We start from the raw sequence: 26,115 nt of genomic DNA on the forward strand, positions 1-26,115 counted from the left end.
ACCGCTTCTGGTACTTGCTTGCCACCTGGTCACTGCTTCCTCTGGAACCACTCAGGTCCCAGTTTCCAGGTGTTCACGATCAAGGGGAAGCTTCACTCCCGTCGATCACGGACGTGTTCCTCATGCACATTGCTGATGCCTCCTGGGGTCCTGAAAAGTGAGTCGGAGATGTGCTGGTCACAGCGTGCTCCAGAGTCCGTAAGGAATGGTTCGCGCCGGCGTCCGCTACGCTAAAACCTGACGCCAACGTCAGGTGCAAGCGAGGCGTGGAGTCGAGTCAGGAGGCCGAGATGCGGATCGGAGAGGTCGCCGCGAAGGCGGGCGTCAGCGTCAGGGCGCTGCGCTACTACGAGCAGCAGGCATTGCTGCACTCCACCCGGAATCCGGGTGGCCAGCGTCAGTATCCGGCCGGTGCCGTCGAACGGGTCAGGCTGATCCAGCAGCTCTACTCCATGGGCTTGCCCAGCAGAACCATCCGCGAGGTGCTGCCGTTCGCCGACTCAGGTGAGGCGTCACCGGAACTGCTGGAGCTGCTCATGGCCGAACGCGACCACCTCGACCGGCAGATGACGGACCTGCGGGACGTACGCAACCGGTTGCATATCTGCATCACCGAGGCGCGCAATCATGACGGAACAGGAAGTCCATCCTGAGGCATGAGTCGGTGGCCTGAGCGGGCAGTTGATACGTCGGCGGCTCCAGGGGCGTGTCCAGGAAGCGGCAACTTCCCTCACCGGCTCACGAGGAATGATCTTCAGCGGCTTCGGCGTGGGCGGTCAGTGGTATTGGTGAATACTCCCGATCTCCCCCGTGAACCCGCTTCCTGCCAGCGGGCAGGGTCTACGCTGTGACCTGCGGCCACCACATGATCGTTTGTCTTCACACACCGATGATCAACGGTGGCCGCGCCCGTCTCCACAGCGCGTCAGGGTCGCGCAGCGTCTGCCTGCCGTCCTGTATTTGGAGGACTTGTGCAACGTGGCGAAGTCTGGTGGGTTCAGTTCGACGAGCGGAGGTTGGCCGTACTGCTGTCGGGAGAGGACACGTCCGGGATCCGGGTGATGCAGGTCGTTGCTCCGGCGGGCGTCGACATCAGCGGTCTGGGCATCGAAGTGATGGTGGGCGCCGGTGAAGGACTGCCGTTCGAAGGCGTGCTGCGGCTCGCGTTCCCGCGTCCAGGCTTCATCCCGTGCACGTGGTTGACCACTGTGTCCCGGGACGACCTGATAGAGCGGGAGGCCGTCCTGTCCTCTCTGAAGCTCAGCGAGATTGACGACGCCCTCCGACTCGCTGAACAAGCGCACGTGCGTACCCCGGCAACGACCGCGAAGCTCAGCGAGATACGGAACGCCCTCCGTCTCGGTGAACTCGGGTAGACGAAGAAGGAGCCGACGCCCGTGACGGCGTGGGCGATCTCGGGCGAGATGATCCACGCTGGCCTCGGCGCCCCTCACCATCGAGATCACGATCTACGGCTGGAGTCTGGCGGGCCAGGGCAACGACGGCGAGGGGGCGTCCACGAAACCGTCGATGACGCCCAATCGGAACAGGACAAGCACCGGGACCGGGAGCACGGCGGCTTGAGGCCTCGCGCCGGCGACTCCATCGAGAAGGCCGAACTCCGTCGGGAACCAATCACCGAGGAGCAGGCAACCGGGTCCTCCTCCGGCGGATGGATACTCCTTCTCATCATCACCGCCATCGCCTACGCGACTTGGAGGTCACGGCCAACTCGAGCTGAACCCAGGCAGCCGCGAAGCCTCTCGTGGGGAGCCGGGAGCATGTGAGTGAAGCACCGACGTGGCGAGCTCGGGTCTCGCGCTGACCACTGACCGGGCAGCGGCTGTTGCCTGGGCGGCGACGCTGGATCCCTTGAACCGCAGAAGGAGCAGTCGCAACTCCTTTACGCCAAGCAGACCCTCTCCGGCACGGACGGCTGCCTCGGCCGCCAGCCCTGGAGAGACGTACCGCACCTCGCATGCCTCTCCAACAGCCGGGAAAACACCGAGGACTCAAGGGCGCCACGGTCTATCCGGCCAGCAGACGCCGGGTCGGGCCGTGATCAGCTTTCGATGCGGGTCAGAGCCGGTCGTAGTGGTCGAACACAGACGTGATTACACCCGGGGCAGCGGCCACGGCCACTCCGAGATCCGCCGGATCAAGGTCGCCACCGGTCAGTAACGTGCTCTTCCCCGGCGCCTGCCAGGCGGTCCGGATGAAGCGCCACCGCACCGACCGCAAGACCGGCAAGGTCACCATCGCCACCGTCTATGCGGTCACCAGCCGCCATGAGCTGCCCGGCGTGGAGGGCACCAACAGTGAGGTGACCCTTGCGATGGAGGAGCGGATCGTTGGGTATCTCCAGAGGGTCTGGGAGAAGGAAGTGGTGGGAGCCGGGCTATGGACGCCGACTTTTCCCAACCGTCACCCAGATGCTCCCGCGAAATCCGCTCCGCCGCAGTTCAGCGGCCTTCCTCTTTTGGAGTACGAGTGATCGTCTGGATCAACGGTGCGTTCAGTGCGGGCAAGACCAGCGCCGCGTGCGAACTGATCGATCTGATCCCGAACAGCACCTTCTACGACCCCGAACTGATCGGTGGGGAACTGCGCCACCTGCTGCCCCAGAAGAAGCTCGCCGAAGTGACCGACTTCCAGGATCTGCCGATATGGCGGCGCCTGGTGGTCGACACGGCGGCCGCGCTTCTCGCCGAACTCTCCGGGGTGCTGGTGGTGCCGATGACGCTGCTGAGGCAGGACTACCGCGACGAGATCTTCGGGGGGCTCGCCTCCCGGCGCATACACGTGCGCCATGTGCTGCTCTCACCTGAGGAAACGATCCTGCGGAGACGGATCGCCGAGCGCGAGGAATGCGCTGACGACCCCGAGCACAGCGAGCGGATCCGTCAGTGGGCGTACGAGCACATCGAGCCCTACCGAACGGCGCTCGGGTGGATCACCGCGGACGCGCACACGATCGACACCAGTGCGCTCACCCCGTACGAGACGGCCGAGCGGATCGCCGAAGCGCTGCGCACCGGCGAAGCCAGGGAGTGCGGGATCGTCCAGACCCCCGAGCCGCGTGCGGAAACCGTCGCGTCCGGGGTGCTGCTCTTCGACGAGCACGGCCGGGTGCTCCTCGTCGACCCGACCTACAAGCCCGGCTGGGAGTTCCCCGGCGGTGTCGTGGAGCCCGGGGAGGCCCCGGCGCAGGCGGGGATGCGCGAGGTCGCCGAGGAGCTCGGTCTCTGCCTGGACGTGGTGCCGAAGCTTCTGGTGGTCGACTGGGAGGCGCCGAAGCCGCCCGCGTACGGAGGACTGCGCTTCCTGTTCGACGGCGGCCGCCTGCGTGGCGAGGAGGCCGCACGGCTGCTGCTGCCGGGTTCGGAACTGCGCGGCTGGCGGTTCGTCACCGAGGACGAGGCGGCCGGTATGCTCCCGCCGACCCGCTTCGAGCGTCTCCGGTGGGCGTTGCGCGCCCGTGAGCGGTCCGTCGTGCTGAATCTGGAGGCCGGAGTGCCCGTGGGCGGCCGCTAACCAGGGCCTCTCGTCTGCGTCATGTTGGGTTCGCGTGTCTGATCCAGCCTGGAAGCCGCGGCGAATCGTGGGCCGGGACAGTACCAGCACGGTCCGGTTCCGCCCTGCGACGATGCTGTTGGTCCCGGCCGGAGGGAGCGGCGGTCCCTGGGGGAGCAGCGGTCCCGGAGGGAGCGGCGGTCCCTGAGAGAACAGTGTCCGTCATCGCCCGGCTCGTCCAGGACGACGAGGACGCTCTCCGTGACGTGGTCCCCGCCTCGACGTGTGAATGAGGCCGCTCTTCTTCCGGACGGCTCCGGCACGCCCCCGGCGAGTCACCGCACCGGGGCCGGTGACCCACCTCACACGCGGCTCCTGTCAGGAATCTCCGCGCTGTCCCGCTCAAGGGGTAAGCGATTCAGACAGGAGCACACCATGAAGCACCGCATCCTCGTCCTCGGCGCCGGTTACGCCGGGGCCTTCGCCGCCGGGAGCCTGGCCCGCCGCCTCTCGCCCGCCGACACCCAGATCACCGTCGTCAACGCCGAGCCGGTCTTCGTCGAGCGGATACGCATGCACCAGCTCGCGGCGGGCCGGGAACTCGCGACCCGGCGGCTCGCCGACGCCAGCCGGCGGAGGGGCGCCGGGGGAGTGCGCCACCCGGGCGCCGCCCCCGGACCGGCCCGCGCGTCCAGCCGGTGCGCCAGGATCCCGGCGCCGGATGTGTCCGTGGGTTCCTGTGCGGCGCCGTGATGGTCGCGGTGGGTGTGGGTGAGGACGGTCCGCCGGATCCCGGAGCAGGCCGACCCCCGCCCGGAAGCCTGCTCCGGGCGACATCGCTCAGCGCGTGTCCCAGGGGCCGGGGCGGCTCCTCAGACCTTCTTGGACTCCGCGTAGTTCCGCAGGAACAGTGCCTCGGCGACCGAGAGCCGCTCGAGCTCCTCGGGCGACACGCTCTCGTTCACCGCGTGGATCTGGGCCTCGGGCTCGCTCAGCCCGATGAGCAGGATCTCCGCCTGCGGGTACAGCGCGGCCAGGGTGTTGCAGAGCGGGATGGAGCCGCCCATGCCGGAGGACTGCATCTCCTCACCCGGGTAGGCGAGCCGCATGGCTTCGGCCATCGACGTGTAGGCGGGACTGGTGATGTCGGCCCGGAACGGCTGCCCCTGGCCGACCTGTTCGACGGAGACCCGCGCACCCCAGGGGGCGTGCGACTGGAGGTGGGCGGTCAGCAACTTCGTCGCCTCGGCGGCGTCCTGGCCCGGCGGAACCCGCAGGCTGATCTGTGCCCGTGCGCTCGCCTGCAGCGACGGGGTGGCTCCGACCACCGGCGGGCAGTCGATGCCGATGACGGTGACCGCGGGCCGCGCCCAGATGCGGTCGGCGACCGTGCCCCTGCCGATCAGCTCCACGCCGTCGAGCACCTTGGCGTCCTTGCGGAACTCGCCCTCCGGGTACTGCAGTCCGTCCCACTCCGCGTCGGTCGTGAGCCCGTCGACCGTCGTCGTACCGTCCTCGGCCCGCAGGGACGCCAGCAGCTGGATCATCGCGGCCAGCGCGTCCGGGGCCGCGCCGCCGAACTGCCCGGAGTGCAGGTTCCCTTCGAGGGTGTCCAGCCGCACCCGCAGCATGGTCATACCCCGCAGCGTGGCGGTGACGGTGGGCAGTCCGACGCGGAAGTTCCCGGTGTCACCGATGACGATCGTGTCGGCGGCCAGCAGGTCCGGGTGCGCCTCGGCGTACTGTTCGAGGCCGCCCGTGCCCTGCTCCTCCGAGCCCTCCGCGATCACCTTGACGGAGACGGGGACGCCGCCGTTCGCCTTGAGGGCGCGCAGCGCGAGCAGGTGCATGATGAAACCGCCCTTGCAGTCCGCGGCACCCCGGCCGAACCAGCGGCCGTCGCGCTCGGTCAGCTCGAACGGCGGGGAGAGCCAGGCGGACTCGTCCAGCGGCGGCTGCACGTCGTAGTGCGCGTAGAGCAGCACGGTGGGCGCACCGGCAGGTCCGGGCAGGTAGCCGTACACCGACTGGGTTCCGTCGGGGGTGTCGAGCAGGGCGACGTCCTGGAAGTCCTCGGTGCGCAGGGCCTCGGCGACCCACCCGGCCGCTGCCTCGCACTCGCTCCTGGGGAACTGCGCGGGGTCCGCCACCGACCGGAAAGCCACCAGCTCGGCGAGCTCCGACTTCGCGCGGGGCATCAGCGAGGCAACGGTCTCGGAAATCGGACGGGCGGTCATGGGCACGCTCCTGGTGAGTGCGACGTTAGGACTATGGCGCGGTGTGTACGCGGCCGGAGGCGACGCCGTGGACGCGACGTTGCGTGTACGACGAATTCATGGCTGATCCTCCCACAGCGGAGTTCGGCCGCGGCGCGCCGTAGGATGCCGTGAGCAGCTGGGGCCACTGGTCGGATCGGGAGCAGAAGCACATCGTGAGCAGCGAGAACGCAGACGCCGGACGTGAGCCGGATGAGTCGTCGTCGGTACCGCAGGATTCCTCGGTATGGGACGTCGTCGTGGTCGGCGCGGGCCCGGCCGGAGCCTCCGCGGCGTACGCGGCAGCCGTCGCAGGCCGCCGGGTGCTGTTGCTGGAGAAGGCGGAGATCCCCCGCTACAAGACGTGCGGCGGCGGAATCATCGGGTTCTCGCGGGATTCCCTGCCCCCCGGCTTCGAACTTCCCCTGAAGGACCGGATCCACGCGGTCACCTTCTCGCTCAACGGGAAGCTGTCGCGGACCCGCAGGTCAAGGCGCATGCTCTTCGGGCTGATCAACAGGCCGGAGTTCGACGCCGGCCTGGTGGAGGAGGCCCAGAAGGCGGGCGCCGAGCTCCGCACGGGTGTGACGGTGACGCGGGTGGAGCAGCACGGCACCGCCGTGCCCGACCGGCGCACGGTCGCCGTGGTGCTGGCGGGCGGTGAGACGGTACTCGCCCGGGCCGTCGTCGGCGCGGACGGCAGCGCGGGCCGCATAGGGGCTCATGTCGGGGTGAAGCTGGACCAGGTGGACCTCGGGCTCGAGGCGGAGATCCCCGTTCCGGAGACGGTCGCCGAGGACTGGGCGGGCCGGGTGCTCATCGACTGGGGGCCGATGCCCGGGAGTTACGGCTGGGTCTTCCCCAAGGGCGACACGCTGACCGTCGGCGTGATCTCGGCGCGCGGCGACGGCGCGGGGACCAAGCGGTATCTGGAGGACTTCATCGGCCGGCTGGGCCTTGCCGGGTTCGAGCCGACGGTCTCGTCCGGCCATCTGACCAGGTGCCGCAGTGACGACTCGCCGCTTTCCCGCGGACGGGTCGTGGTCTGTGGCGACGCGGCGGGGCTGCTGGAACCCTGGACCAGGGAGGGCATCTCCTTCGCCCTGCGGTCCGGGCGCCTCGCGGGTGAATGGGCGGTACGGATCGCGGAGTCGCACGACGCGGTGGACGCCCGGCGGCAGGCGCTCAACTACGCGTTCGCGATCAAGGCGGGGCTGGGCGTGGAGATGAGCGTCGGACGCCGCATGCTCAGGCTGTTCGAGCGGCGTCCCGGGCTCCTGCACGCGGTGCTGACGGGCTTCCGCCCGGCCTGGAACGCGTTCGCCGGGGTCACCCGGGGGACGACGTCGCTGGCCGAGCTGGTCCGTTCACATCCGCTGGCACAGCGGGCCCTGCACATGATGGACCGCCAGGGAACGGACCGGGTCAGCTCTTGACCGTGATCCGGAAGACGGAGTGGTCGGAGCAGGCGGCCAGGAGTTCGGCGCCGGTGGACTTCACCGTGATGCCCTGGAGGGACTGATTGACCTCCCAGCCCCAGCGCTTCAGGTAGGCGCGGACGATCCGTACCTTCTGCTCGTCGTCCGCGATCGACCGGCGGCCCGGGTGCCCCCCTGCCCGCCCGCCGGCTCGCGGTCACCTGCGCCGGCCGGGACCGGGCTCTCGCCCACCCCCATGAGTACGCGCTGATCCACGGCTCGCCCGTCCCGAGCTGCACCGCATACGTGCGTACCGGGTCCGCACGCATGGCGGCGGACCTGGCCGCCGATCTCCCGCCGGCTGTCGTGGTGGCCCTGGTCTCCGCGTGGGCGCAGCTCTTCGGGCTGATCTCCTTCGAGCTCTTCGGCCAGTTCAACCGGGCCGTCCAGGAACGTGAACAGCTCTTCCGGCACGCTGTGCACGAACTCGGCCGCCCGGTCGGCCCGCTGGACGGCCGGTGTGTCGATACGGGAGTTCGGGGCAGGGGCGGGCGGCAGAAGGTGGCGGCGGGGTCTCGCCCGGACAGGTACTCCGCAGGGAGTACGGGGGATCACCACGCTCGGCTGACGTGCGCCAGGGGTCCGCGCGTCTAGCGTGACCGGTATGCAGGATCAACGAGCGCACCCGGGTGTGGGCCCCCGTCGGACGGGCGGCCGATGGGCCGGTCACGGGCCCCCGTGGCGCGGAAGGTACGGCGACGGGGAGTTGCCCGGTGGCCGGGGAGGGCGGAGCGACCGGCCGCCGTGGCTCTCGACGGTCGTGGTCGGTGTGATCGTGATGGGGGGCACCACCGTCGCCGCGCACGGCCAGGACCGCGAGCCGCTGGGTCTCGTCGCCCGGATGCTGCTGTTCGCCGCGGTCGCCGTGCTGTTGGTGCGTCGCCGTCACCCGGTCGTCGCCGTCGCCGGTACGTCCGCCGCGACACTCCTCTATCTCGGGCTGGGATATCCGTACGGCCCGGTCTTCGTCGCCGTCGCCGTCGGCTGCTTCGGCGCCATCGTGTCGGGGCACCGCAAGGCGGCCTGGTGGTCGCTGGGCGCGCTGTGGGCCGGGCATGTGCTGGCTGCGCACTGGCTCTACCGATGGCTCCCGCCGGACGGAGACGGTCCGGCCCCCTGGGGCCAGGAGGCCTTCGTCGCCGCCTGGGCCGTGGCGATCGTCGCCGCGGCGGAGCTTCTCCGGGTGCGCCGCGAGCAGTGGGCGGCGGCCAGGGCGGAGCGGGAGGCCGCGGAGAAGCGGCGGGCCGACGAGGAACGATTGCGCATGGCCCGCGAACTCCACGACGTCCTGGCCCACAGCATCTCCGTCATCAACGTCCAGGCCGGGGTCGGTCTGGCCCTGCTCGACTCCGATCCCGAACAGGCCCGTACGGCGCTCACCACGATCAAGTCCGCCAGCAAGGAAGCGCTCGGTGAGGTACGGCAGGTACTGGAGAACCTCCGGGCTCCGGGCGACGCCCCCCGCGCCCCGGCCCCCGGTCTCGACCGCCTGCCCGAGCTGGTCGACCAGGCTGCCGGGGCGGGTCTCGCCGTGACCGTCGAGTCGGACGGCGCGCCGGGGCCGGTCCCGCCCGGTGCCGGCCTCACCGCCTTCCGCATCGTGCAGGAGGCCCTGACGAACGTGGTGCGGCACTCCGGATCGCGTACCGCGCGCGTCCGTATCGCCTACGGCGGCGCGTACCTCAGGCTCCTCGTCGACGACGAGGGCCCCGCCACGGGGGACGACGCCGGAGGCAGTGGCAACGGGCTCATCGGGATGCGGGAGCGGGCCGCGGCGCTCGGTGGCACGATCGACGCGGGTCCCCGGCCGGACGGCGGATTCCGGGTCACGGCGGAGCTCCCGCTGCGGCCCGGCCGTGAGGGCGGTCCCACCGCACGGGAGGAGAGGGAGGAGACGTCGTGATCCGAGTACTGCTCGCCGATGACCAGTTGCTGGTCCGGGCCGGTTTCCGGGCGCTTCTTGACGCCCAGCCGGACATCGAGGTGGCCGGCGAGGCCGCCGACGGGGCGGAGGCCGTACGCCTCGTGCGTGAACTGCGTCCTGACGCCGTGCTCATGGACATCCGGATGCCCAAGCTGGACGGACTGGCCGCGACCCGTGCGATCACCCACGACCCGGCCCTCCGCGAGGTGAAGGTGGTCATGCTCACCACCTTCGAGCTCGACGAGTACGTGTTCGAGGCGATCCGGTCGGGAGCCTCCGGATTCCTGGTCAAGGACACCGAACCGGACGAGCTGCTGCGGGCGGTGCGCGCCGTGGTGGGCGGGGACGCCCTGCTGTCGCCGGGAGTGACCCGCCGCCTGATCGCCGAGTTCGCGGCCCGTTCCAAGGAACCCGCGGCGGCGACGGTCCTGGACGAACTGACCGAACGGGAGCGGGAGGTCGTGGCCCTGGTCGGCATCGGGCTCTCCAACGAGGAGATCGCCCGCCGACTTGTCGTCAGCCCGCTCACCGCCAAGACCCACGTCAGCCGCGCCATGGTCAAGCTGGGTGTGCGTGACAGGGCCCAACTCGTCGTACTCGCCTATGAGTCGGGGCTCGTGCGCCCCGGCTGGCTCGGCTGAACGGGCGGCAGAAGCCGCTCCTCGGCCGCGTGGGGAAAACGCCGGAGCACATGGACCACCCGGACGGCGAACACCAGAGCGCCGAGCGCGGCCCCGGCGCGGAACAGCAGGTGTTCAGCACCGTCCGGCAGCTGGAACAGGAGGGCGGGGAGGAGGAAAACCCCGGCGAACGTGGCTGCGGCCACCAGCACTCCGCTGACCAGGGCGTAGCCGATCTCCACAGTCATCGCGTCCCGCTCGGCCTGAGTGCGTCGAACCATGTACGCAGTGTCACAGGGACGGTGCCCGGGGACAAGGACGCTGTGACGCACCAGGCGTCCGTGGACAGCCCTCAGGTGGGATGGCGCTCGACTGCTTCCGGTCCGCCATCACGGCATGAGATCCAGACCCAGGGCGACAATGTGGACAGGCCCCGCGCGACAAGCTCTCGCGGGCCGGTCCTCCCCCTCTGCTAGCGTGCGGCCATGGCAGCGAAGAAGTCCGAGCAGGCGCTCGTCAGCGAGTGGCGCGAGCTGCTCGCACTGCACGCCAGGACGCTGGGTGAGCTCGATCGGGCGCTGGAGCGCCACGGCCTGGGAGCCAGTGACTTCGAGGTCGTGGACGTCCTCGCGGAAGCCGCGGAGGGCGGCGACGCGTGCCTGCGGGTCCAGGAGATCGGTTCGCGGGTCCATCTCAGCCAGAGCGCGCTGTCGCGGCTCGTGGCGCGGTTGGAGAGGAGCGGTCTCGTACGCCGCGCGATGTGCAGCGAGGACCGCCGCGGTGTGCGTGTCGAGCTGACGGACGCGGGCCGGGCCCTTCACACGGAGGCCAGGCCCCATCAGCGGGCGGTGCTCTCCAGGATGCTGAACGGGGTCGGCTGTTGAACCGGGCCGGCTGTTGAACGGGGCCGCGCTGCAAGGCGCGGCCCCGTTCAACAGCCGCCCCCGCTCACGACCAGACGACCGCCGAGTTCTCCTCCCACAGCCGGACGAGCTCGCGGTCTCCCGTGAGGCCGCCCGAGGGGAGCGCCCGTCGGTTCCACAACCCCAGGTAGAGCTCCTCGGCGGTGCCGCTCAGCGTGCAGTCGACAGGCGTGTCCAGGGCGGACGTCCCGCGCACCGTGAGCGGCGGGTCGGCCGACAGCCGTACGGTCCACACCGCGTCGGTGTCCACGGCCCGCACGCTGAGTGTGCGCGGAGACTCCGTTCTTACCCGGCTCTTGGCACGGGCGTGGAAGCCGGTCAGGAGCTCGTCGATGCCGTCCACCGCGTGCGACGGCGCCACGGGCGTCGGCGGGCCGCCCCGTGCCGACTCGGCGTCCACCCGGTGGATCCTGGTCTCGTGCGCCTGCCGTCGAGCCCAGAACGCGAGCGGGGACGGCGCGGAGAACAGGGTCCAGCATTCCAGGTCGGCCGCCGCGGTCCCGAGCGCGTCGACCAGCAGTCCGTGGCCCTCGGTGAACCGGTCGAGCAGCGCGTCGCCGTCCAGGTCGGGCTCCTCACCCGCCGGGTGGTACGTCAGGTGCCCCTCGACGACGATCGCGCTCGCCCAGCGGTGCACCATGCAGGTGTGCTCGAGAAGGTCACGTACCCGCCACCCCGGGCAGGTCGGGACGTGGGCCTCCGTCCCTGCTTCGCGGGCGGCGGAGGCGAGAGCGCGGCCTTCTGCGGCAAGGGCCGTCAGGTGCTCGGACATCTCCACGCCGCTGATTGTGCCAGAGGGTCAGGCGCCCTGGGGGCGTGCTGAGCGACTCCGGCGGGGGCTGCGGAGCAGGCGGGAGAACCAGCCCAGCGCACATGCCTGTACGAGCACCGAAACGACCAGGGCGAGGTACGTGAACCAGGCGGGGCCGCCGCCTTCCGCACCGGTCATCGAGCCGCCGAGGAGGAAGACGAAGACGGTCGGCGCGGCAAGGAAGAACACCCAGACACCGGCGAACGAGGCATCGTCATGCGCCACGAACAGCGTGTCCACCGTGACGAACACCGTGGCCGCCAGAACGAGCCCGAGGTAGATCCGCGAAGCCGTGTTGCCGAAGGTCAGTCGTGCGAGCGTGCGCAGTTGCTTGTTCGTCATCCGGTTACTCATGTCCCGCTCCCCGTGAATGGTTGATGCCTCCATCGTGCGCCGGAGGGGCTGCCGGGGCCTGAGTACGGCTACTCAATCGTTCAGGTGTTCGTCGCGTTGCGGGCCGCGTAGCCCAGGACGGCTGCCGCAGTGGCGAGCAGCGTCACCGTGGTGAGGGCCACCGGGAGGGAGAACGCGTCGGCGAGGAAGCCGATCACCGGCGGCCCCAGGAGCATTCCGCCGTAGCCGAGGGTCGACGCGGCGGCCACTCCGCTGGGGCCGGCCAGTGCGCCCGCCCTGCCGACCGCGACGGGAAATATGTTGGCCAGCCCCAGGCCGGCCACGGCGAAACCGAGCAGCGCCGGCCAGACAGCAGGCGCCAGCGCGCCGAGCAGCATCCCCGCCGCAGCCGTCGTCCCGCCCGCCACCAGCGTCCGGGTCTGCCCGAATCGTTCGAGGAGAGCGGTGCCGGAGAGTCTGCCGACGGCCATCGTCAGTGCGAACAAGGAGTATCCGGCGGCGGCGAGACCTGGGGTGGCCCCCAGGTCCTGGCTGAGGTGCAGCGCGCCCCACTCGGCCAGCGCACCTTCGCCGTACGCCGTGCACAGGGCGATGACGCCGAACAGGATCACGATCCGGCGTGCGTGGACGTTCATCTTCTGCGGCTGCTCAGAGGCGTCCGCCGCCCGCTGTTCCACCGTCGCTGCGGCCGGCCTGCCGCGCAGGAGCACGGGACCGGCCACTGTGGTGACGAGAAGTCCCAAGCCTGTGAGGGCGAAGAGATGGGTCGCGGGCGAAAGGCTGCCCGCGACCAGTCCGCCGAGCCCCGCGCCGGCCATGCCGCCGAAGCTGAACGCGGCGTGGAAGCTCGGCATCACCGGTCGGCGCAACGCGGCGACCAGATCGACGGCCGCGCTGTTCATCGCCACGTTCAACCCGCCGTACGCGACACCGAAGAGCAGGAGCACGAGACCCAGGGTGAGAGCCGAACCCGTCTGCGCGGGGAGGGCGATGCTCAGGGACAGCAGTACGCAGCAGACCACGGTGACCGCATGACTTCCGTAACGCCGGCAGAGCCTGCCGGTGAGCATCATGGTGATCACCGCACCCGCGGACACGCCGAGCAGGGCGAGCCCGAGGGTGGAGGCGGTGGCCCCCGTCCGGTGCTTGATCGCCGGAATACGGACCACCCAGCCGGCGAAGAGGAACCCGTCGAGGGCGAAGAACACGGTCAGCGCGGTACGGAGGCGGGCCGACGAGAGCGGGGAGGCGTCCCCGCGAGGTCTCCCCGACAAGGCCGTCCGTATTTTGTTTACGTTCGGCACAAAGTGCAGCATAGGGGCGCCCCGACGGCGCGTGCAAGAGCGCCGCCCCGGTGGCCGGCCGGTGAACGGTGCGGGATGCCGGAGCGTCGGCAACGGCTCCGGATCATGGGAGACTCGCCCCCATGAACGGCAAGCCGACCACCACGCGGACGAAGTTGGAGAGGGGCCGCAGCGCGCTCGGGCCCGCCCTGGAGCTCGTGCACACCGGACGCGCACCCACGCGCGCCGTGCTGACGTCCGAACTCGGTGTCACCCGTGCGACCGCGGGCGCGGTGGCGGCGGAGCTCGAGGCGCTGGGGCTCATCAAGGTCGACTCCAGCCCTGGCTCGGCCGCCGGTTCGCAGGGCCGCCCCTCGCACCGTCTGTCGGTCCGCGACAGCGGGCCCGTGGCCCTCGCCGCCCAGGTGCACTCCGACGGCTTCCGTGCCGCTCTCGTGGGGCTCGGGGGCAGGATCGTGGCCACCGCGCCCGGCTGCGTCGCCGTCATGGCCGATCCGGCCCAGGTCCTCGGCGAGGTCGTCGCTGCCGGGGCCCAACTCCTGCGCGAGAGCGGACTGCGCTGTGTCGGTGCGGGGCTCGCGGTGCCCTCCGCCGTGGCCGAACCCGAGGGGACGGCGCTCAACCCGCTGCACATCGCCTGGCCGGCCGGCGCTCCGGTCCGGGAGATCTTCGCCGGCTGCGTACGTGCCGCGGGGATCGACGGTCCCGCGTTCACGGCCAACGACGTCAACCTCGCCGCCCTCGCCGAGCACCGGCACGGCGCCGGGCGTGGTGCCCAGCACCTGCTCTGCGTCGCTACCGGTCACCGGGGGGTGGGCGGCGCCCTCGTCCTGGACGGCCGCCTGCACAGCGGGAGTTCGGGACTCGCCCTGGAGGTCGGGCATCTCACCGTGAACCCCGAGGGCCGCCCCTGCCACTGCGGCGGACGAGGCTGCCTCGACGTCGAGACGGACCCGCTCGCCTTCCTCACCGCGGCACGCCGGGATCCCGGCCCCGAGGAGTCGCTGCTCAAGCAGTCCGGCGACCTGCTGCGCACGGAATACGGCGACCCCGATGTGCGGGCCGCCGCCGAGGAGCTGATCGACCGGCTCGGCCTCGGACTCGCGGGGCTGGTCAACATCCTCAACCCGGACCGGATCATCCTGGGCGGGCTGCACCGTGACCTCCTGGAAGCCGACCCCGAACGACTGCGGGCCGTGGTCGCCGACCGCAGCCTGTGGGGCCGCAGCGGCAGTGTGCCGATCCTCTCCTGCACGCTGGACCACAACAGCCTGGTGGGCGCGGCCGAACTGGCCTGGCAGCCCGTACTCGACGACCCGCTGGCCGCACTGGCCTGACCGGCCGCGCCGGAGAGCGCGGCCGGCCGGGGGCGCTCAGTCCGTGGCCAGGGCGAACGCCCGCGCCGGATTGTCGACGAGCGCCGCCCGCAGCAGTCCCTCGCCGAGCGACCGCACCAGCCGGGGGCGCAGCCGCCGCAGCAGGTACGGCATACCCGGGGTCCCGGGCACCGTGGTGTCGCCGCCGAGCAGCAACTGCCCGCCGAACCCCGCCTCCGCGAGCGCGGCGAGCTGCTCGGGCAAACGCCAGTCCGTGGCGTGATGGGCCCGGGAAGGGCCGTCGAACGCGAGGAACGCACCCGCCCGGGCGGCATCGAGCTGCGCCACGCCGTCCGGGAAGCGGCCCAGGTGGCCGAGGATCACCCGCCGCGGCTCCACCCCCAGCTCCCCGCACAGCAGATCCAGCACGTCCCGCGCACCGGTACCCAGCTCCAGATGGACGGCGATCGGAGCCCCCGTGCGGTGATGGGCCCCGGCGGCCGCCGCCATGGTGCGCCCGGCGTGCGCGTCGATGCCGTGGAACGCCCCGGCCACCTTGATCAGCCCTGCCCGCACTCCTGTGGCGCCGATCCCGTCCGTGATCTCCGAGACGAAGAGGTCTTCCAGCCCAGGCATGACCCGGCCGAGCAACTCGGGGGCGTAGTGGGCCGCTTGATGCAGCCCGGTCGCCGCGACGATCCGCGTCCCGTCGGCCCGGGCCAGGGCCGCCAGATCCCCGGGCCGCCGGCCCATACCGTACGGAGTCCACTGGACGACGGTCCGCCCGCCCAGCTCGTGGAAGCTCCGCAGTCGCTCCCGGGCGTCTTCCGGGTCGTTCAGCTGCTGCCCGGGCAGCACGGGGGTGCGGATGAAGAGGTGGTCGTGCGCGTCGCAGACGCCGAGCTCCCCGGCGGGGACATCCCCGAGAACCGTGCGGACGCGTGTCACCCCTGCTCTCCCCGCCTGAGCCGGTCACGCTCCGGCGACGACAGGTGCAGCACCTCGTAGCGGTCACCCGGCACCGCGGGTGGCTCGTGTTCCCAGAGGGTGAAGTGGAGCAGCTCCCAGTGGCGCGGGTCGACGGCCAGCGCCGTGGCGACCGCCCCCGGAGCCTCGGACAGCCGGCGGCTCTCCTCCAGCGCGGCCTCCATCGCGACAGCCGGGCCGACGGTGTCCGGGATCCGTTCCAGGCGGCGGACCGCGGTGCGGGGGAGTACCCCCGAGGCCGCCCCCTCCCGGTAGCGGAGCCCGTTCCAGTGCTGCACCTCGGGGCGCCCGAAGTCGTCGACGACGCCCTGGAATCCAGGACCCCGGAGGAAGGTGTTCATGCCCTCGGGGTCCGACCACAGGTACAGCGGGGCGTACTGGTTGACCGGTGAGGTGTCACCGCGTTCGCGGATCAGGAATGCCTTGAGGCCCAGGCCCGGGAAGTCGTCGAGGAGATGACCTCTGGTCGCGACCCGCTCACGGATGAATCCCATGTCGTAGTCGGCGGGCAGCGTGATCTCGTACTGCATGGCGTGCATCGCGTACTCCTCAGACCGGACGGTTCGACGTGAGGTGAGGGGCGAGCAGGGAGAGCAGCCCCCGGACGGCCGAGTCGAAGGCCGCCGTCGATCCGGACGCGCGGGCCAGGACGTAGCCGCCCTGGACCGTGGCCACGACGGCCGCCGCGACCTCCGTGGGCACGATCCCGGGGGAGAACTCGCCCGCGTCCAGGCCTTCCTGGAGGATCTCGGCGAGTCGCCCCCGCAGCCAGCTGATCGTCTCGTCCACCGGGGCACGCAACGTGTCGCTGGCCACCACGTCGGGATCCATCGTCAGCCGGCCCACCGGGCAGCCCCGCAGGACCTCGCGCTCGCGCAGCAGATAGGCCGAGATCCGCTCGTAGGCCGATCCGGGCGCGTCCAGCAGCCGCCCGGCCGTCTCCCGCATCTCCGCGGACGTGCGGAGCACGGCGGCCAGCGCCAGGTCGGGCTTGCCCGTGAAGTGGTGGTACATGCTGCCCTGGCCCGCCCCCGCCCGCTGCTGGATCGCCTTGGGGCTGGTGCCTACGTAGCCGCGCTCCCACAGGAGCTCCTGCGTGGCCTCGATCAACCGGTCCGGAGTACTCATGAGCACACTGTACATATCAGTAGGTACAGAATTCATGGCTTCGGCGCATCGCGTGGGAGCAGGCACCCGGGCCCGCTCTGCTCCCACGGTCGTAGGCGTAGTGCCGCCGCCCGTACGACGACGCCGGGCCCTTCCGGAGACAGGCTCGTAGGTGACGGGAACACATGGACGAAACCCCTGACCGAGGAGCTGACCGCGATGAACACCCTGGCGAACTCCCCAGGACCCGGACCCTGGATCCTCTTCTTCCCGATCATCTGGGCAGCCGTCGCCGTCGGCGTCGTCACGCTGCTGCGTCGCACCGGCCGGCGCGGCCGGCGGGGCCCGTGGCAGCCGCACGGCGTCCGCCGGGGCGCGCCCGCGGGTGAGCACTCGCCGATCGATCTGCTGGGCCGGCGGTTCGCCGCGGGTGAGATCGACGAGGACGAGTACTGGCGCAGGCTCTCCGTCCTGGACGAGCCCTACGGCCGCTACGACAAGGACGGCCCGGAATGAGCGCGGAAGGCCGGTGAGGCCCGGGCGGGAACAGGAACGGAGCGCGTCGGCCACGAGTGGATCGACGCGCTCCTGTGCGCGCTGTGTACGGTGCGCGGCCGCGTTCCCTTCAGCCGACGACGGCCGACCGGGTCCGCGTCCGTGCTGCCGTCGGCTCCATGAGCCCCGCGAGGTCCGGACCGAACGGGCCGTCGGTCGTCGACCCGTACACCGGAAGAGGGGGCAGCGCGGTGGCGAGAGAGGGCGCGGGCAGGGTGAACCAGATGACCTTCCCCGCGTCCTCGCTCGGTCGTACGCCCCAGCTCTCGCTGACCGCGGCGATCATCGCCAGTCCGCGCCCGGAGGTGGCGGACGAATCGGCATCGCACACGGTCGGCAGCCGGGGGTCGTGGTCGTGGACGGAGACCGTCAGCCGGTCGAGCAGCAGCTCGATCTCGACGGTGCATGACTTGTCCGGCTGCGCGTGCCGGTGGACATTGGTCAGCAGTTCGGTGACACCGAGCGCTGCCGGGTCGATCAAAGGATCGAGATGCCAGTAGCGCAGTTGCGCCGAAATGATTCTGCGGACCTGACCGATCCGCGACGGCAGGGCCTGGAGCTCCACCGCGCAGTGCCTGCTTGGCTCGCTGATCACGGCTGCGACTCCCCGAAATAGGTCCGGAAGAAGACGAAGGAACGGATCCAGCAGATGGCTGACTGCTGTTTCTGGTCGTGCGTGGTCCGCCCTGGTGGCTCCCGGCGGGGCGGCTTTCGCTGTCACCGCCGGTGCACCATCAGTGACGTGTGACCAGCGTGACCCAGGGGGTTGGGCTCCGCAACTCGCGGTGTCCGTACCGGGCCGTAGCGTCAGGACCGCCGTCCCCGGGCCCTCCGCAGCGCCTCCAGGAATCTGCGGACCGGCGCCGCCCCGCCCGGCCTGCGGTTGCGCTGGCCCATGGTCAGCCGGTACCGCACCCCGTTGATGCGGGCGACCGCCGAGTCGGCGGCCGGGAACCAGGGCTTCCCGGCGCTCACCTTCGTCACCGGGGCGCTGGCGATCTCCCGCCCGTTGCTCGTCAGCAGCGCTATCCGGCCGTCCTCGACGATCACTTGGCCGGCCCTGGTCAGCGAGCGCGCCCAGCGCTGGATCCTGACATCGCTCGCGCGGAATTCCACCGCGCCGAATTCCGGTGCGCCGAATTCCGCAGCGCTGAATTCTGTCTCGGCCATGGCGACTTCGCCCCCCTTGTACAGGCTTCTGCAAGTCTGCCCGCCGACAGGGCTCGTGCACCAGGCCTCATCACCATTGATTCCGGCCGGGATCCGGACCGGGCGCGTCGGGGGTGGGGAACCCGGGGCGCCTGGACCCAAGGGAGGGCTATGGACCGTCAAAGGAAACGTTTGTGCAGGTGAGGGGCATATTGTGGCCCCACGGAGAACCGCCGTCACCCGAAGGAGACCGCTGATGGACACCAGTGACCACACACCTGGCGGTGGCGTCATGGAGACCGTGGACGTCGACCGGAGCGATCCGGACTACCGGACCTGGCTGAAGGAAGCGGTACGCAAGGTCCAGGCGGACGCCAACCGTTCGGCCGACACCCACCTCCTGCGCTTCCCGCTGCCGGAGCACTGGGGGATCGACCTCTATCTCAAGGACGAGTCGACGCACCCGACGGGCAGTCTCAAGCACCGGCTCGCCCGTTCGCTCTTCCTGTACGGGCTCTGCAACGGCTGGATCCGCCGCGGTAAGCCGGTCATCGAGGCATCCAGTGGCTCGACAGCGGTCTCGGAGGCGTACTTCGCGAAGCTGATCGGCGTGCCCTTCGTCGCGGTGATGCCCAGGACCACCAGCCCCGAGAAGTGCCGCCTGATCGAATTCCACGGCGGGCAGTGCCACTTCGTCGACGACTCCCGCAGGCTGTACGAGGAGTCGGCGGCCCTCGCGGCCGAGACGGGCGGGCACTACATGGACCAGTTCACCTACGCCGAGCGCGCCACCGACTGGCGCGGCAACAACAACATCGCCGAGTCCATCTACCAGCAACTGAGGCTGGAGCGGTACCCCGAGCCCGCCTGGATCGTCGCCACCGCCGGCACCGGTGGCACCTCCGCGACCATCGGGCGCTACGTCCGCTACATGCAGCACGACACACGGATCTGTGTGCCCGACCCGGAGAACTCCTGTTTCTTCGACGGATGGACCCGGCACGACCAGTCGGCGACCAGCGACTGCGGCTCCCGCATCGAAGGCATCGGCAGACCCCGGATGGAGCCGAGCTTCGTACCCGGAGCCATCGACCGGATGATGAAGGTGCCCGACGCGGCCAGCGTCGCCGCGGTCCGGGTGCTGGAGCGCGCCATCGGCCGCAAGGCGGGCGGCTCGACCGGCACCGGGCTGTGGAGCGCCTTCAAGCTCGTGGCAGAGATGGTGGAGAGGGGTGACACCGGAAGCGTCGTCACGCTGTTCTGTGACCCGGGCGACCGCTATCTCGACAAGTACTACTCGGATGACTGGCTCAACGAGCAGGGCCTGGACATCCGGCCGTACACGCGGACGATCGACCACTTCCTGGCCACCGGCACCTGGCCCACCTGATCCCTGGACTCCGCGCCGGCTTCACTCCTCCAGCAGAACACCGAGCTCGCGGGCGAACACCCGCCGGCCGGCGCTCGCCAGCAACGGATCGGCCCAACGCGGCAGCAGCCTCACGCGCAGTTCCTCGACCCAGATCACATGCGAGCCCGAACCGGTCGGGCAGACGTCGATCGACGCCCGGCCGCGCACCACGGACCCCCGCTTCTCGAGTTGGCACAGCCCCGCCCGGCCGGCGGCGGGCGGGGTCCACCGCACCACTTCCATCGGGTCGTCGAAACCCAGAGGCCCCATACCGGTACGGGCCACGAAGACCGTCCCGGTCCGGGTGGGCAGGCCCACCGGGACGGTGACCGTGGTGAACGGAACGGTCCCGCCGTGCCGCTCCCAGTCGGTCACCCGCCGCCATGCCTCGGCGGCGGGGAGGGGAGTGAAACGCTCGATGCGGAATACGGCCACAGCCCGATCCTAGGACGTCCGTCGTCAGCGAGCCCCGTAGCGGAGGCGCGTCTCCCGGCTCCGGCTATTCGTCCGACGGCCCGCCCACCACCAGCAGACCCGGCAACTGCTCCTCGATCTCCTGCCTGGCGGTGTCCGGCAGGCCCGCGTCCGTGACGAAGGCGTCGACCTCGTCGAGCGCCGCGAACGAACTCAGCCCCACCGTGCCCCACTTGGTGTGGTCGGCGACCACGACGACGCGCCTGGCCGCTCGCACGAAGCGGCGGTTGGTCTCGGCCTCCGCGAGATTCGGCGTGGAAAGACCGGCCTCGACCGAGATCCCGTGCACGCCGAGGAACAGGACGTCGAAGTGGAGTGAGCCGATCGCGCGGTCCGCGACCGGTCCGACGAGCGAGTCCGAAGGCGTACGGACCCCGCCGGTCAGGACCACCGTGGCCGCTCCGGCCCGTGCGCCTCCCGTAGCCGTCGGACGCTGCGCGCCGTGGAACACATCGGCCACCCGCACCGAATTCGTCACCACCGTCAGCCCCGGCACCTCCAGGAGGTGCCGGGCCAGCGCGAACGTGGTCGTGCCACCGGAGAGAGCGATCGCGCTGCCGGGCACCGCCATCGTGGCCGCCGCGCGCGCGATGTCCTCCTTGGCGCTCAGCTCCAGCGTCGACTTGGCCTCGAAGCCGGGCTCGTGCGTGCTCGCCTCGACGACGGGGACGGCTCCGCCGTGCACCTTCTCGATGACGCCCTGACGCGCCAGCGCGTCCAGGTCCCGGCGGATGGTCATGTCGGAGACACTCAGCTTGCGGGTCAGCTCGTTGACCCTGACCCCGCCGCGCTTGCGCACATCGTCGAGAATGAGCGCGCGCCGCTGCTCCGCGAGCAGATTCTGGTTATCGCTCAACGCCGGGCCCGGCCCTTCCCTCTGTCCGCACGGTCCGGCAGCGGTCCTGCGGGACGCCCTCATCCTGCCACGCACGCCCGCGGCCCGTCCCACTGGGGAGATTCGGTGAGAGCGGTGCGGCGGGTGCCTCCCGTCCGCGATGGTGGTGACTGCACATCAGCTCAGATCCCAGCCGCCCCTCCCGCCGGCCGCGAGCCGGACGGATCAGAGAGCGAGTCACCGACCTTGTCCCCTGCACCCCAGGCCGAGCCCACGCAGAGCAGCGGCGCCGCACTCGAACTGCTCGTCCACGGTGTCGGCGGAACCACCCCGCAGGAGATGCTCGGTGACCCGCGTACGACCAGGATCACCGGTGACGCCACAGCCGCCGTCCACCGGCGCACCGAGGACGTCGGAGCCGAACAGCATCCCGAGCGCCACCGGGACGGGCCGATCGCCGAGGCCTACTGCTGGTCCAACCTCACCTCGGGCAACGGTTCCCGGGCCCTCTGGCTGCTGCTGCTCCCCTTCATGGTGGTCAACCTCGCCCACTGGATGCGGCCCACCGCACAGGGACGCACCCAGGCGGTCCGGCTCTACGGGGTCCTGGTGCGGCTCGTCGCCCTCAGCCTCACCGTGCTGCTGACCGCCGCGGCCTGCGAGGTCGCCCTCGACCTGGTGGCCTGGCAGTGCGCGGGGACACCCGAGTGCGCCGCGCAGCGCTCCTGGCTCGGCTTCCTGTCCACACGGCAGGACGGGTGGTTCGCCCAGCCCGGCCGCCGGCTCGCCGTCGCCGCGCTCGTGCCCACGGCCCTGGTGGGGCTGCTCTGGTACCTGTCCAACCGCACCTGGAGCGCCTACGAGTCACAGCGCCCCCTGACCTGGGACGAATCGGATAGTGCGGACACGGACGCAGCCGCGCGGTCCGGCGCGCCCCTGGTCCGCCCGGCCCTCGGCAGGCCCGGCTTCTGGTACGGACGCAGGCTGGTGGCCCGGCTGCGCGCGGCGCACACCGCGGCAGGATTCCTCACGGTCGCGGCCGCGGTCGGCGGTGCGGCTGCCCGGTACGACCGGGCAGCCGACAGCCCCGTACCCCCGGGGATCGGCGTCCTGTTCGAGGCCGGGCTCGTCCTGTGCGCTCTTGTCGTCGTCGCGGTGGTCTGCCACCGGGGACGCAGCGAGCGACGTCTCGACAACCGGATGGACCGGGCCGTCACGACCTTCCTGCCCGGCACCGCGCTCACCCTGCTGCTCTGCGCGGTGGTCTACGCCGGCTGGTCGCGTCCCGGCTGGGCGTCCTCGGGCGCCCTCCCCGGAGAGGCGGCCTTCCGCGCGCTCGCGCTGGGCCAGGGCCTGCTCGTCGTCGTACTCGCCGCGGTGGCTCTGAGCCTGTACCGCAGTGCCCCCGAGCCGCGCACCACGCTCCACGGTCTGGGCGGCCCCTCGGTGGCCATGCTCGCCTGCGCCCTCGGCGGTGTGATGACCGGCGGGATCGCCCAGCGCGTGGCCGACTGGCTCGACGGCCCCGAAACCCCCGGCATGGGTGCGGGCAGCTCCGTGGAGGGGCCGCCCGTGCTCCTCAGCTGGCAGGCGTCCGTCATCCCGGTCCTGCTGCTGATCCTGCTCCCGCCCGTCATCTGGCTGGCGGTCCGCACCGTGCGCCACGCCCGCAGGCTGGGCCCCGCGATCGAGGCGGAGTACGAAGAGAAGCATCCCGAGCCCGGACGCACCCAGCGGATCGCACGCACCCGTGCCACCGCCGCGCTCACCGATTCCGCACCGGGGATTCTCGGACTGCTGTCCGCCGCCACCCTGCTGCTCGGGGCGGGAGCGGTGACCGGTTCCTGGCTCACCGGCGAGGTCCCCGGTCTCGCGATGGACGGCACGGGCCCGTTCGTCGAATCGCTCGCCGAGACGGCCCAGTCGACCGGCTCCTGGCTGACCGGTTTCGGCGTCATACTGTTCGTCACCTTCGGCCGTCGCGCCTACCGCGACGTCTCCGCCCGGCGCACCATCGGCATCCTCTGGGACGTGGGTACCTTCTGGCCGCGCGCGGCCCATCCCTTCGCGCCGCCCTGCTACGCCGAGCGGGCCGTACCGGACCTCTCGTCCCGGATGTGCGCCTGGACGGGGCGCACCCGCGGCAGGCTCGTCATCTCCGGCCACTCGCAGGGCAGCGTGCTCGCCGCGGCGGCGGTCTGGCAGCTCCCCGACCCGGTCCGGCACCGGGTCGCACTGCTCACGTACGGTTCCCCGATTGAGCGACTGTACGGGCGCTGGTTCCCTGCCTACTTCGGCAGGGTCCCGCTCGAAGGGCTGCAACGGTCCGTGCACTGCTGGCGCAACCTCTGGCGTGCCACGGACCCGATCGGCGGCCCGGTCCGGATCGACGAGGCGCAGGGCCACGAAGTGGACCGGGGCCCGCTGAAGGACCCGCTGGTCTACGGCCGCACCGCCGAATACCCGCTGCCGGAACCGATCCTGGGGCACTCGGACTACCAGGCCGATCCCGTCTTCGCCGTCGAGCGCGCCGTGCTGCTGGAGCGGCTCGGGCCCGTCGTCCCCCAGCAGGCGGGCGCGGGGGCGGAGGACCGAGGCGGCGCCGCTCAGGGCAGCTCGGGAAGGTCCTCGGGATAGAGCATGGTCAGGTCGTCCGTGCTCGGCTCGGCGAGCTGGGCGACCCGGCCCGCATGCCGTTCCACCATCGACTCGAAGGTCTGACGGGCCGTTCGGCCGTTACCGAAGGCGGGGCCCTTGGGAAGCGCCGTGAAGTACTTGAGCAGCGCTTCCCCCGTCCCCTCAGCCAGGCTGTACTCGTGCTCGTCGGTCTGCTGCCCGACGATCCGCAGCAACTCCTCGGGCTCGTAGTCGCTGAAGGTGATGGTCCGCGAGAAACGTGACGCCACACCGGGATTGACGGTGAGGAAGCGCTCCATCTCGTGCGTGTACCCGGCCACGATCACCACCACGGCGTCACGGTGGTCCTCCATCAGCTTCACCAGCGTGTCGATGGCCTCCCGGCCGAAGTCGCGGCCGGAGTCCTCGGGCGACAAGGCGTACGCCTCGTCGACGAACAGGACTCCGCCGCGCGCCCGGTCGAACGCCTCCTGGGTGCGGATGGCCGTGGACCCGATGTGCTCGCCGACCAGATCGACGCGGGACACCTCGACGAGATGGCCGTGCTCCAGGACACCGAGCGAGGCCAGGATCTCGCCGTACAGCCGGGCCACCGTCGTCTTGCCCGTGCCCGGGGAGCCGGTGAAGACCAGGTGCCGGCGCACCGACGCCGCCTTCAGACCGGCCAGCCGGCGGCGGCGGCCCACCTCGATCATGTCGGTCAGCGCCCGCACCTCACGCTTCACGCTGTCCAGGCCCACGAGCGCGTCGAGCTCGCCCAGCACGGCACCCGAGTCGCGCACCGGCTCGGCGGGGGCCGGGGGAGCGGCGGGCTCGGCGGTCCGCTGACCGGGCATCGCGCTGAGCAGCCCGGGCGTGGTCTGGGTCGCTGTCAGGACCGCGGGGGGCGGGGGAGTGGCGCCGCGCAGTCCGCTCTCGTCGCTGGTGCAGTCCTGCGCCACCGGACCGCCCGCGTGGCCGTCGCCGCCCGAGCCGTCGGCGAATTCGTAACCGCCGCGTGCGCACCGCTCCGTCCGGCACCGGGTCAGGGTGGACCGGCAGCCGTCCATCACATGGAAGCCGTAGCCCTCGCTCCCCGTGACACGGCAGCTGTCGAAGGTGCCCCGGCCCTCGGCCGAGACGTAGAACCCGGCCTCCGCGGGTGAGGTGACCGTGCACCGCTCGATGGTCGGGTCGGCGCCCTTGGTCACGATGACCCCGGTCTGCGCCGCGTCGATGGTGCAGTTGTTCAGCGTGCCGCCGCTGCCGTGGTCGCGGAACCACGCCCCGGTGGACGCCTCACGGATCCGGCAGTCGTCGAGCTGGGCGGTGGCTCCGTCGCTCACCGACACCGCCGTGTTGCGGATCTGGGACAGATCGCTGTCCACGACGTCCGCGCGGGAGCCCCGGTCGAGGACGAAGAGGGCGTCGGGCACGTCGTGGACGCGGCACGAGTCAAGTATCACCGTGGCCCCGTCGCTGACCCACACCGCCGGGTAGTCGCCCGTACTGTCGTGGATCTCGCACTGGTTGGCATCGACACGGGTGCCCGGGTCCCAGACCGACAGCCCGTTGCGGCCGAACCTGCGGACGGTGGAGCGGGTCAGGGTGAGCACCGAACGGGACCGCAGGTCGACCGCGTTCTCCGGGATGTCGTGGATGTCGCAGTCCTCGAGCGTGACGACCGCGTCGGTGTCCAGGGTGACCCCGTCGGCGGACGTACGGTGCACGGTGCAGTCCGTGAGGTGCGCGGAACCGCGGGAGGTGACCTGCAGCCCGCTGCCCTTGATCTCGTACACCTCGCAGCCCACCGCCTCCAGGCCGCTGCCCTCACCGGTCACGCTCAGGCCCGCGCCCGACGCATGGTGCACGCGGCAGCGCTCGAGCCGGGGGTGCGCGCCGTCGCGCACCGAGACACCGGACTGCCCGGCCGAGACGACCTCGCACTCCTCGAACACGCCGCCGGCGCCGTCGAGTACGGCGATGCCCACGCCGGCCGGGTTGTCGACGGTGCAGCGGCGCACCGTGGGCCTGGCCGCGCCCCGCACCTCCATACCGACGGCGGACCTGGTGACGATGCGCAGATCCGACAGCTCGGGAGCACCCTCCTCGACGAGCAGCGCCGGGGCGGCCGAGTCCTGGCCCTCCACATGGAGGTCCTGGACGACCGCGGAGGCGCGGACGGTCAGCGGGACCCCGTCGGCCGGCGCGATTCTCACGGAGCCGGCCGAGCCCTCGGGGCCGCGCAACGTCACCGCGCGGTCGATGACGAGATTCTCCCGGTAGGTGCCGGGGGCGACGGTGAGGATGTCACCGTCGGCTGCGGCCTCCAGGGCTGCGGTGAGGGAAGCGTATTCGCCCGTACGGCGTCGCCATCGAGATGTGCCGGTGTGCGTCACCTGGACCGTGCCCTGTGCCATGGTGCTGCTGTGCCCCCACCTCGTGCGTGTGCGCTGCCTCGTGCCTGTCCGCGGGGGCCACCG

At 71.1% G+C, this 26,115-nt stretch carries 25 protein-coding genes and 3 pseudogenes; 14 read left to right on the top strand and 14 right to left on the bottom strand.

What is annotated here, in order from left to right; all coding sequences use genetic code 11:
- The first annotated feature begins 266 nt into the window (after positions 1-266).
- From ACFYQ5_RS14550 to ACFYQ5_RS14570, 5 genes and pseudogenes are all read left to right on the top strand, one after another.
- A complete protein-coding gene (locus ACFYQ5_RS14550; RefSeq protein WP_389197494.1) occupies positions 267-653 on the top strand; it encodes a MerR family transcriptional regulator in 387 nt (128 codons plus the stop codon).
- A 318-nt stretch (positions 654-971) separates the two neighbouring features.
- Positions 972-1,376 (top strand): type II toxin-antitoxin system PemK/MazF family toxin, encoded by a 405-nt coding sequence (locus tag ACFYQ5_RS14555; protein ID WP_389197496.1) that lies wholly within the window; start codon positions 972-974, stop codon positions 1,374-1,376.
- A gap of 839 nt (positions 1,377-2,215) precedes the next feature.
- Complete coding sequence (locus tag ACFYQ5_RS14560) at positions 2,216-2,494, top strand: hypothetical protein (RefSeq protein ID WP_389197498.1); 279 nt, start codon at positions 2,216-2,218, stop codon at positions 2,492-2,494.
- Positions 2,491-3,534 (top strand): NUDIX domain-containing protein, encoded by a 1,044-nt coding sequence (locus ACFYQ5_RS14565; protein WP_389197500.1) that lies wholly within the window; start codon positions 2,491-2,493, stop codon positions 3,532-3,534. The genes ACFYQ5_RS14560 and ACFYQ5_RS14565 overlap by 4 nt, the downstream gene beginning before the upstream one ends.
- A 414-nt stretch (positions 3,535-3,948) precedes the next feature.
- Positions 3,949-4,137, top strand: a pseudogene (locus ACFYQ5_RS14570) (oxidoreductase); the annotation flags it as partial.
- 248 nt (positions 4,138-4,385) lie between these two features.
- Here ACFYQ5_RS14570 and ACFYQ5_RS14575 read toward each other — a convergent pair.
- Positions 4,386-5,750 carry a dipeptidase gene (locus ACFYQ5_RS14575; RefSeq protein ID WP_389197502.1) on the bottom strand — a complete coding sequence of 455 codons (1,365 nt, stop codon included), beginning with the start codon at positions 5,748-5,750 and terminating at the stop codon, positions 4,386-4,388.
- A gap of 194 nt (positions 5,751-5,944) precedes the next feature.
- On the opposite strand from ACFYQ5_RS14575, the gene ACFYQ5_RS14580 reads away from it, so the two are divergent.
- Entirely contained in the window at positions 5,945-7,204 is a 1,260-nt protein-coding gene (locus tag ACFYQ5_RS14580; RefSeq protein ID WP_389197504.1) for a geranylgeranyl reductase family protein, read from the top strand.
- On the opposite strand, the pseudogene ACFYQ5_RS14585 reads toward ACFYQ5_RS14580, so the two are convergent.
- A pseudogene (locus ACFYQ5_RS14585) lies at positions 7,194-7,358 on the bottom strand (deazaflavin-dependent nitroreductase); the annotation flags it as partial. The gene ACFYQ5_RS14580 and the pseudogene ACFYQ5_RS14585 overlap by 11 nt on opposite strands.
- 26 nt (positions 7,359-7,384) lie before the next feature.
- Here ACFYQ5_RS14585 and ACFYQ5_RS14590 point away from each other — a divergent pair.
- The 3 genes and pseudogenes from ACFYQ5_RS14590 to ACFYQ5_RS14600 all read left to right on the top strand — a co-directional run.
- Positions 7,385-7,840: pseudogene (locus tag ACFYQ5_RS14590) on the top strand (TetR-like C-terminal domain-containing protein); the annotation flags it as partial.
- Between the two features lie 10 nt (positions 7,841-7,850).
- Positions 7,851-9,149 carry a sensor histidine kinase gene (locus ACFYQ5_RS14595; RefSeq protein ID WP_389197506.1) on the top strand — a complete coding sequence of 433 codons (1,299 nt, stop codon included), beginning with the start codon at positions 7,851-7,853 and terminating at the stop codon, positions 9,147-9,149.
- Positions 9,146-9,811 carry a response regulator gene (locus ACFYQ5_RS14600; RefSeq protein WP_389197508.1) on the top strand — a complete coding sequence of 222 codons (666 nt, stop codon included), beginning with the start codon at positions 9,146-9,148 and terminating at the stop codon, positions 9,809-9,811. Before ACFYQ5_RS14595 ends, ACFYQ5_RS14600 begins: the two co-directional genes overlap by 4 nt.
- Here ACFYQ5_RS14600 and ACFYQ5_RS14605 read toward each other — a convergent pair.
- Positions 9,772-10,071: a DUF6332 family protein gene (locus ACFYQ5_RS14605; RefSeq protein WP_389197510.1), complete on the bottom strand. Its 300-nt coding sequence runs from the start codon at positions 10,069-10,071 to the stop codon at positions 9,772-9,774. The genes ACFYQ5_RS14600 and ACFYQ5_RS14605 overlap by 40 nt on opposite strands.
- A gap of 204 nt (positions 10,072-10,275) precedes the next feature.
- Here ACFYQ5_RS14605 and ACFYQ5_RS14610 point away from each other — a divergent pair, with 204 nt between their 5' ends.
- Entirely contained in the window at positions 10,276-10,674 is a 399-nt protein-coding gene (locus ACFYQ5_RS14610) for a MarR family winged helix-turn-helix transcriptional regulator (RefSeq protein WP_389197512.1), read from the top strand.
- A 64-nt stretch (positions 10,675-10,738) separates the two neighbouring features.
- Here the strand turns inward: ACFYQ5_RS14610 and ACFYQ5_RS14615 are convergent, their stop codons facing one another.
- The 3 genes from ACFYQ5_RS14615 to ACFYQ5_RS14625 form a co-directional block, all read right to left on the bottom strand.
- On the bottom strand, positions 10,739-11,491 hold the full coding sequence (locus ACFYQ5_RS14615) for a maleylpyruvate isomerase family mycothiol-dependent enzyme (RefSeq protein ID WP_389197514.1): 753 nt from the start codon (positions 11,489-11,491) through the stop codon (positions 10,739-10,741).
- Positions 11,492-11,512: 21 nt separating this feature from the next.
- Positions 11,513-11,878 carry an SCO4225 family membrane protein gene (locus ACFYQ5_RS14620; RefSeq protein ID WP_389197516.1) on the bottom strand — a complete coding sequence of 122 codons (366 nt, stop codon included), beginning with the start codon at positions 11,876-11,878 and terminating at the stop codon, positions 11,513-11,515.
- Between the two features lie 80 nt (positions 11,879-11,958).
- Entirely contained in the window at positions 11,959-13,182 is a 1,224-nt protein-coding gene (locus ACFYQ5_RS14625; protein ID WP_389197518.1) for an MFS transporter, read from the bottom strand.
- 122 nt (positions 13,183-13,304) lie between these two features.
- Between ACFYQ5_RS14625 and ACFYQ5_RS14630 the strand changes: the two genes are divergently transcribed.
- Positions 13,305-14,519: an ROK family protein gene (locus ACFYQ5_RS14630; protein ID WP_389197520.1), complete on the top strand. Its 1,215-nt coding sequence runs from the start codon at positions 13,305-13,307 to the stop codon at positions 14,517-14,519.
- 36 nt (positions 14,520-14,555) lie between these two features.
- On the opposite strand, the gene ACFYQ5_RS14635 is transcribed toward ACFYQ5_RS14630, so the two are convergent.
- Genes ACFYQ5_RS14635 through ACFYQ5_RS14645 form a run of 3 tightly spaced genes read right to left on the bottom strand, consistent with a single transcriptional unit; the run spans position 14,556 to position 16,613 of the window.
- Entirely contained in the window at positions 14,556-15,446 is an 891-nt protein-coding gene (locus ACFYQ5_RS14635) for a phosphotriesterase (RefSeq protein ID WP_389197522.1), read from the bottom strand.
- The gene (locus tag ACFYQ5_RS14640) at positions 15,443-16,024 is read right to left on the bottom strand and encodes a DUF4865 family protein (RefSeq protein ID WP_389197524.1); all 582 of its coding nucleotides are present in this window, start codon (positions 16,022-16,024) and stop codon (positions 15,443-15,445) included. Before ACFYQ5_RS14640 ends, ACFYQ5_RS14635 begins: the two co-directional genes overlap by 4 nt.
- 10 nt (positions 16,025-16,034) lie before the next feature.
- On the bottom strand, positions 16,035-16,613 hold the full coding sequence (locus ACFYQ5_RS14645; protein WP_389197526.1) for a TetR/AcrR family transcriptional regulator: 579 nt from the start codon (positions 16,611-16,613) through the stop codon (positions 16,035-16,037).
- A 198-nt stretch (positions 16,614-16,811) separates the two neighbouring features.
- Between ACFYQ5_RS14645 and ACFYQ5_RS14650 the strand changes: the two genes are divergently transcribed.
- Positions 16,812-17,108 (top strand): SHOCT domain-containing protein, encoded by a 297-nt coding sequence (locus ACFYQ5_RS14650; protein WP_389197528.1) that lies wholly within the window; start codon positions 16,812-16,814, stop codon positions 17,106-17,108.
- 109 nt (positions 17,109-17,217) lie between these two features.
- Here the strand turns inward: ACFYQ5_RS14650 and ACFYQ5_RS14655 are convergent, their stop codons facing one another.
- Positions 17,218-17,742, bottom strand: a complete 525-nt coding sequence (locus ACFYQ5_RS14655; RefSeq protein WP_389197530.1) for an ATP-binding protein — start codon at positions 17,740-17,742, stop codon at positions 17,218-17,220.
- Positions 17,743-17,954: 212 nt separating this feature from the next.
- Complete coding sequence (locus ACFYQ5_RS14660; RefSeq protein WP_389197532.1) at positions 17,955-18,317, bottom strand: hypothetical protein; 363 nt, start codon at positions 18,315-18,317, stop codon at positions 17,955-17,957.
- 235 nt (positions 18,318-18,552) lie between these two features.
- Here ACFYQ5_RS14660 and ACFYQ5_RS14665 point away from each other — a divergent pair, with 235 nt between their 5' ends.
- A complete protein-coding gene (locus ACFYQ5_RS14665) occupies positions 18,553-19,686 on the top strand; it encodes a PLP-dependent cysteine synthase family protein (protein WP_389197533.1) in 1,134 nt (377 codons plus the stop codon).
- A 21-nt stretch (positions 19,687-19,707) separates the two neighbouring features.
- Here the strand turns inward: ACFYQ5_RS14665 and ACFYQ5_RS14670 are convergent, their stop codons facing one another.
- Complete coding sequence (locus ACFYQ5_RS14670; RefSeq protein ID WP_389197535.1) at positions 19,708-20,142, bottom strand: SRPBCC family protein; 435 nt, start codon at positions 20,140-20,142, stop codon at positions 19,708-19,710.
- Between the two features lie 64 nt (positions 20,143-20,206).
- Positions 20,207-21,037 carry a DeoR/GlpR family DNA-binding transcription regulator gene (locus ACFYQ5_RS14675; RefSeq protein WP_389197537.1) on the bottom strand — a complete coding sequence of 277 codons (831 nt, stop codon included), beginning with the start codon at positions 21,035-21,037 and terminating at the stop codon, positions 20,207-20,209.
- Positions 21,038-21,262: 225 nt separating this feature from the next.
- Here ACFYQ5_RS14675 and ACFYQ5_RS14680 point away from each other — a divergent pair, with 225 nt between their 5' ends.
- A complete protein-coding gene (locus ACFYQ5_RS14680; protein WP_389197539.1) occupies positions 21,263-23,653 on the top strand; it encodes a hypothetical protein in 2,391 nt (796 codons plus the stop codon).
- Here ACFYQ5_RS14680 and ACFYQ5_RS14685 read toward each other — a convergent pair.
- Positions 23,623-26,052, bottom strand: coding sequence for a right-handed parallel beta-helix repeat-containing protein (locus ACFYQ5_RS14685; RefSeq protein ID WP_389197541.1), 2,430 nt, complete (start codon positions 26,050-26,052; stop codon positions 23,623-23,625). The genes ACFYQ5_RS14680 and ACFYQ5_RS14685 overlap by 31 nt on opposite strands.
- Positions 26,053-26,115: the final 63 nt, after the last annotated feature.

The sequence above is a fragment of the Streptomyces sp. NPDC005794 genome (assembly GCF_042871445.1).
GTDB lineage: Bacteria > Actinomycetota > Actinomycetes > Streptomycetales > Streptomycetaceae > Streptomyces.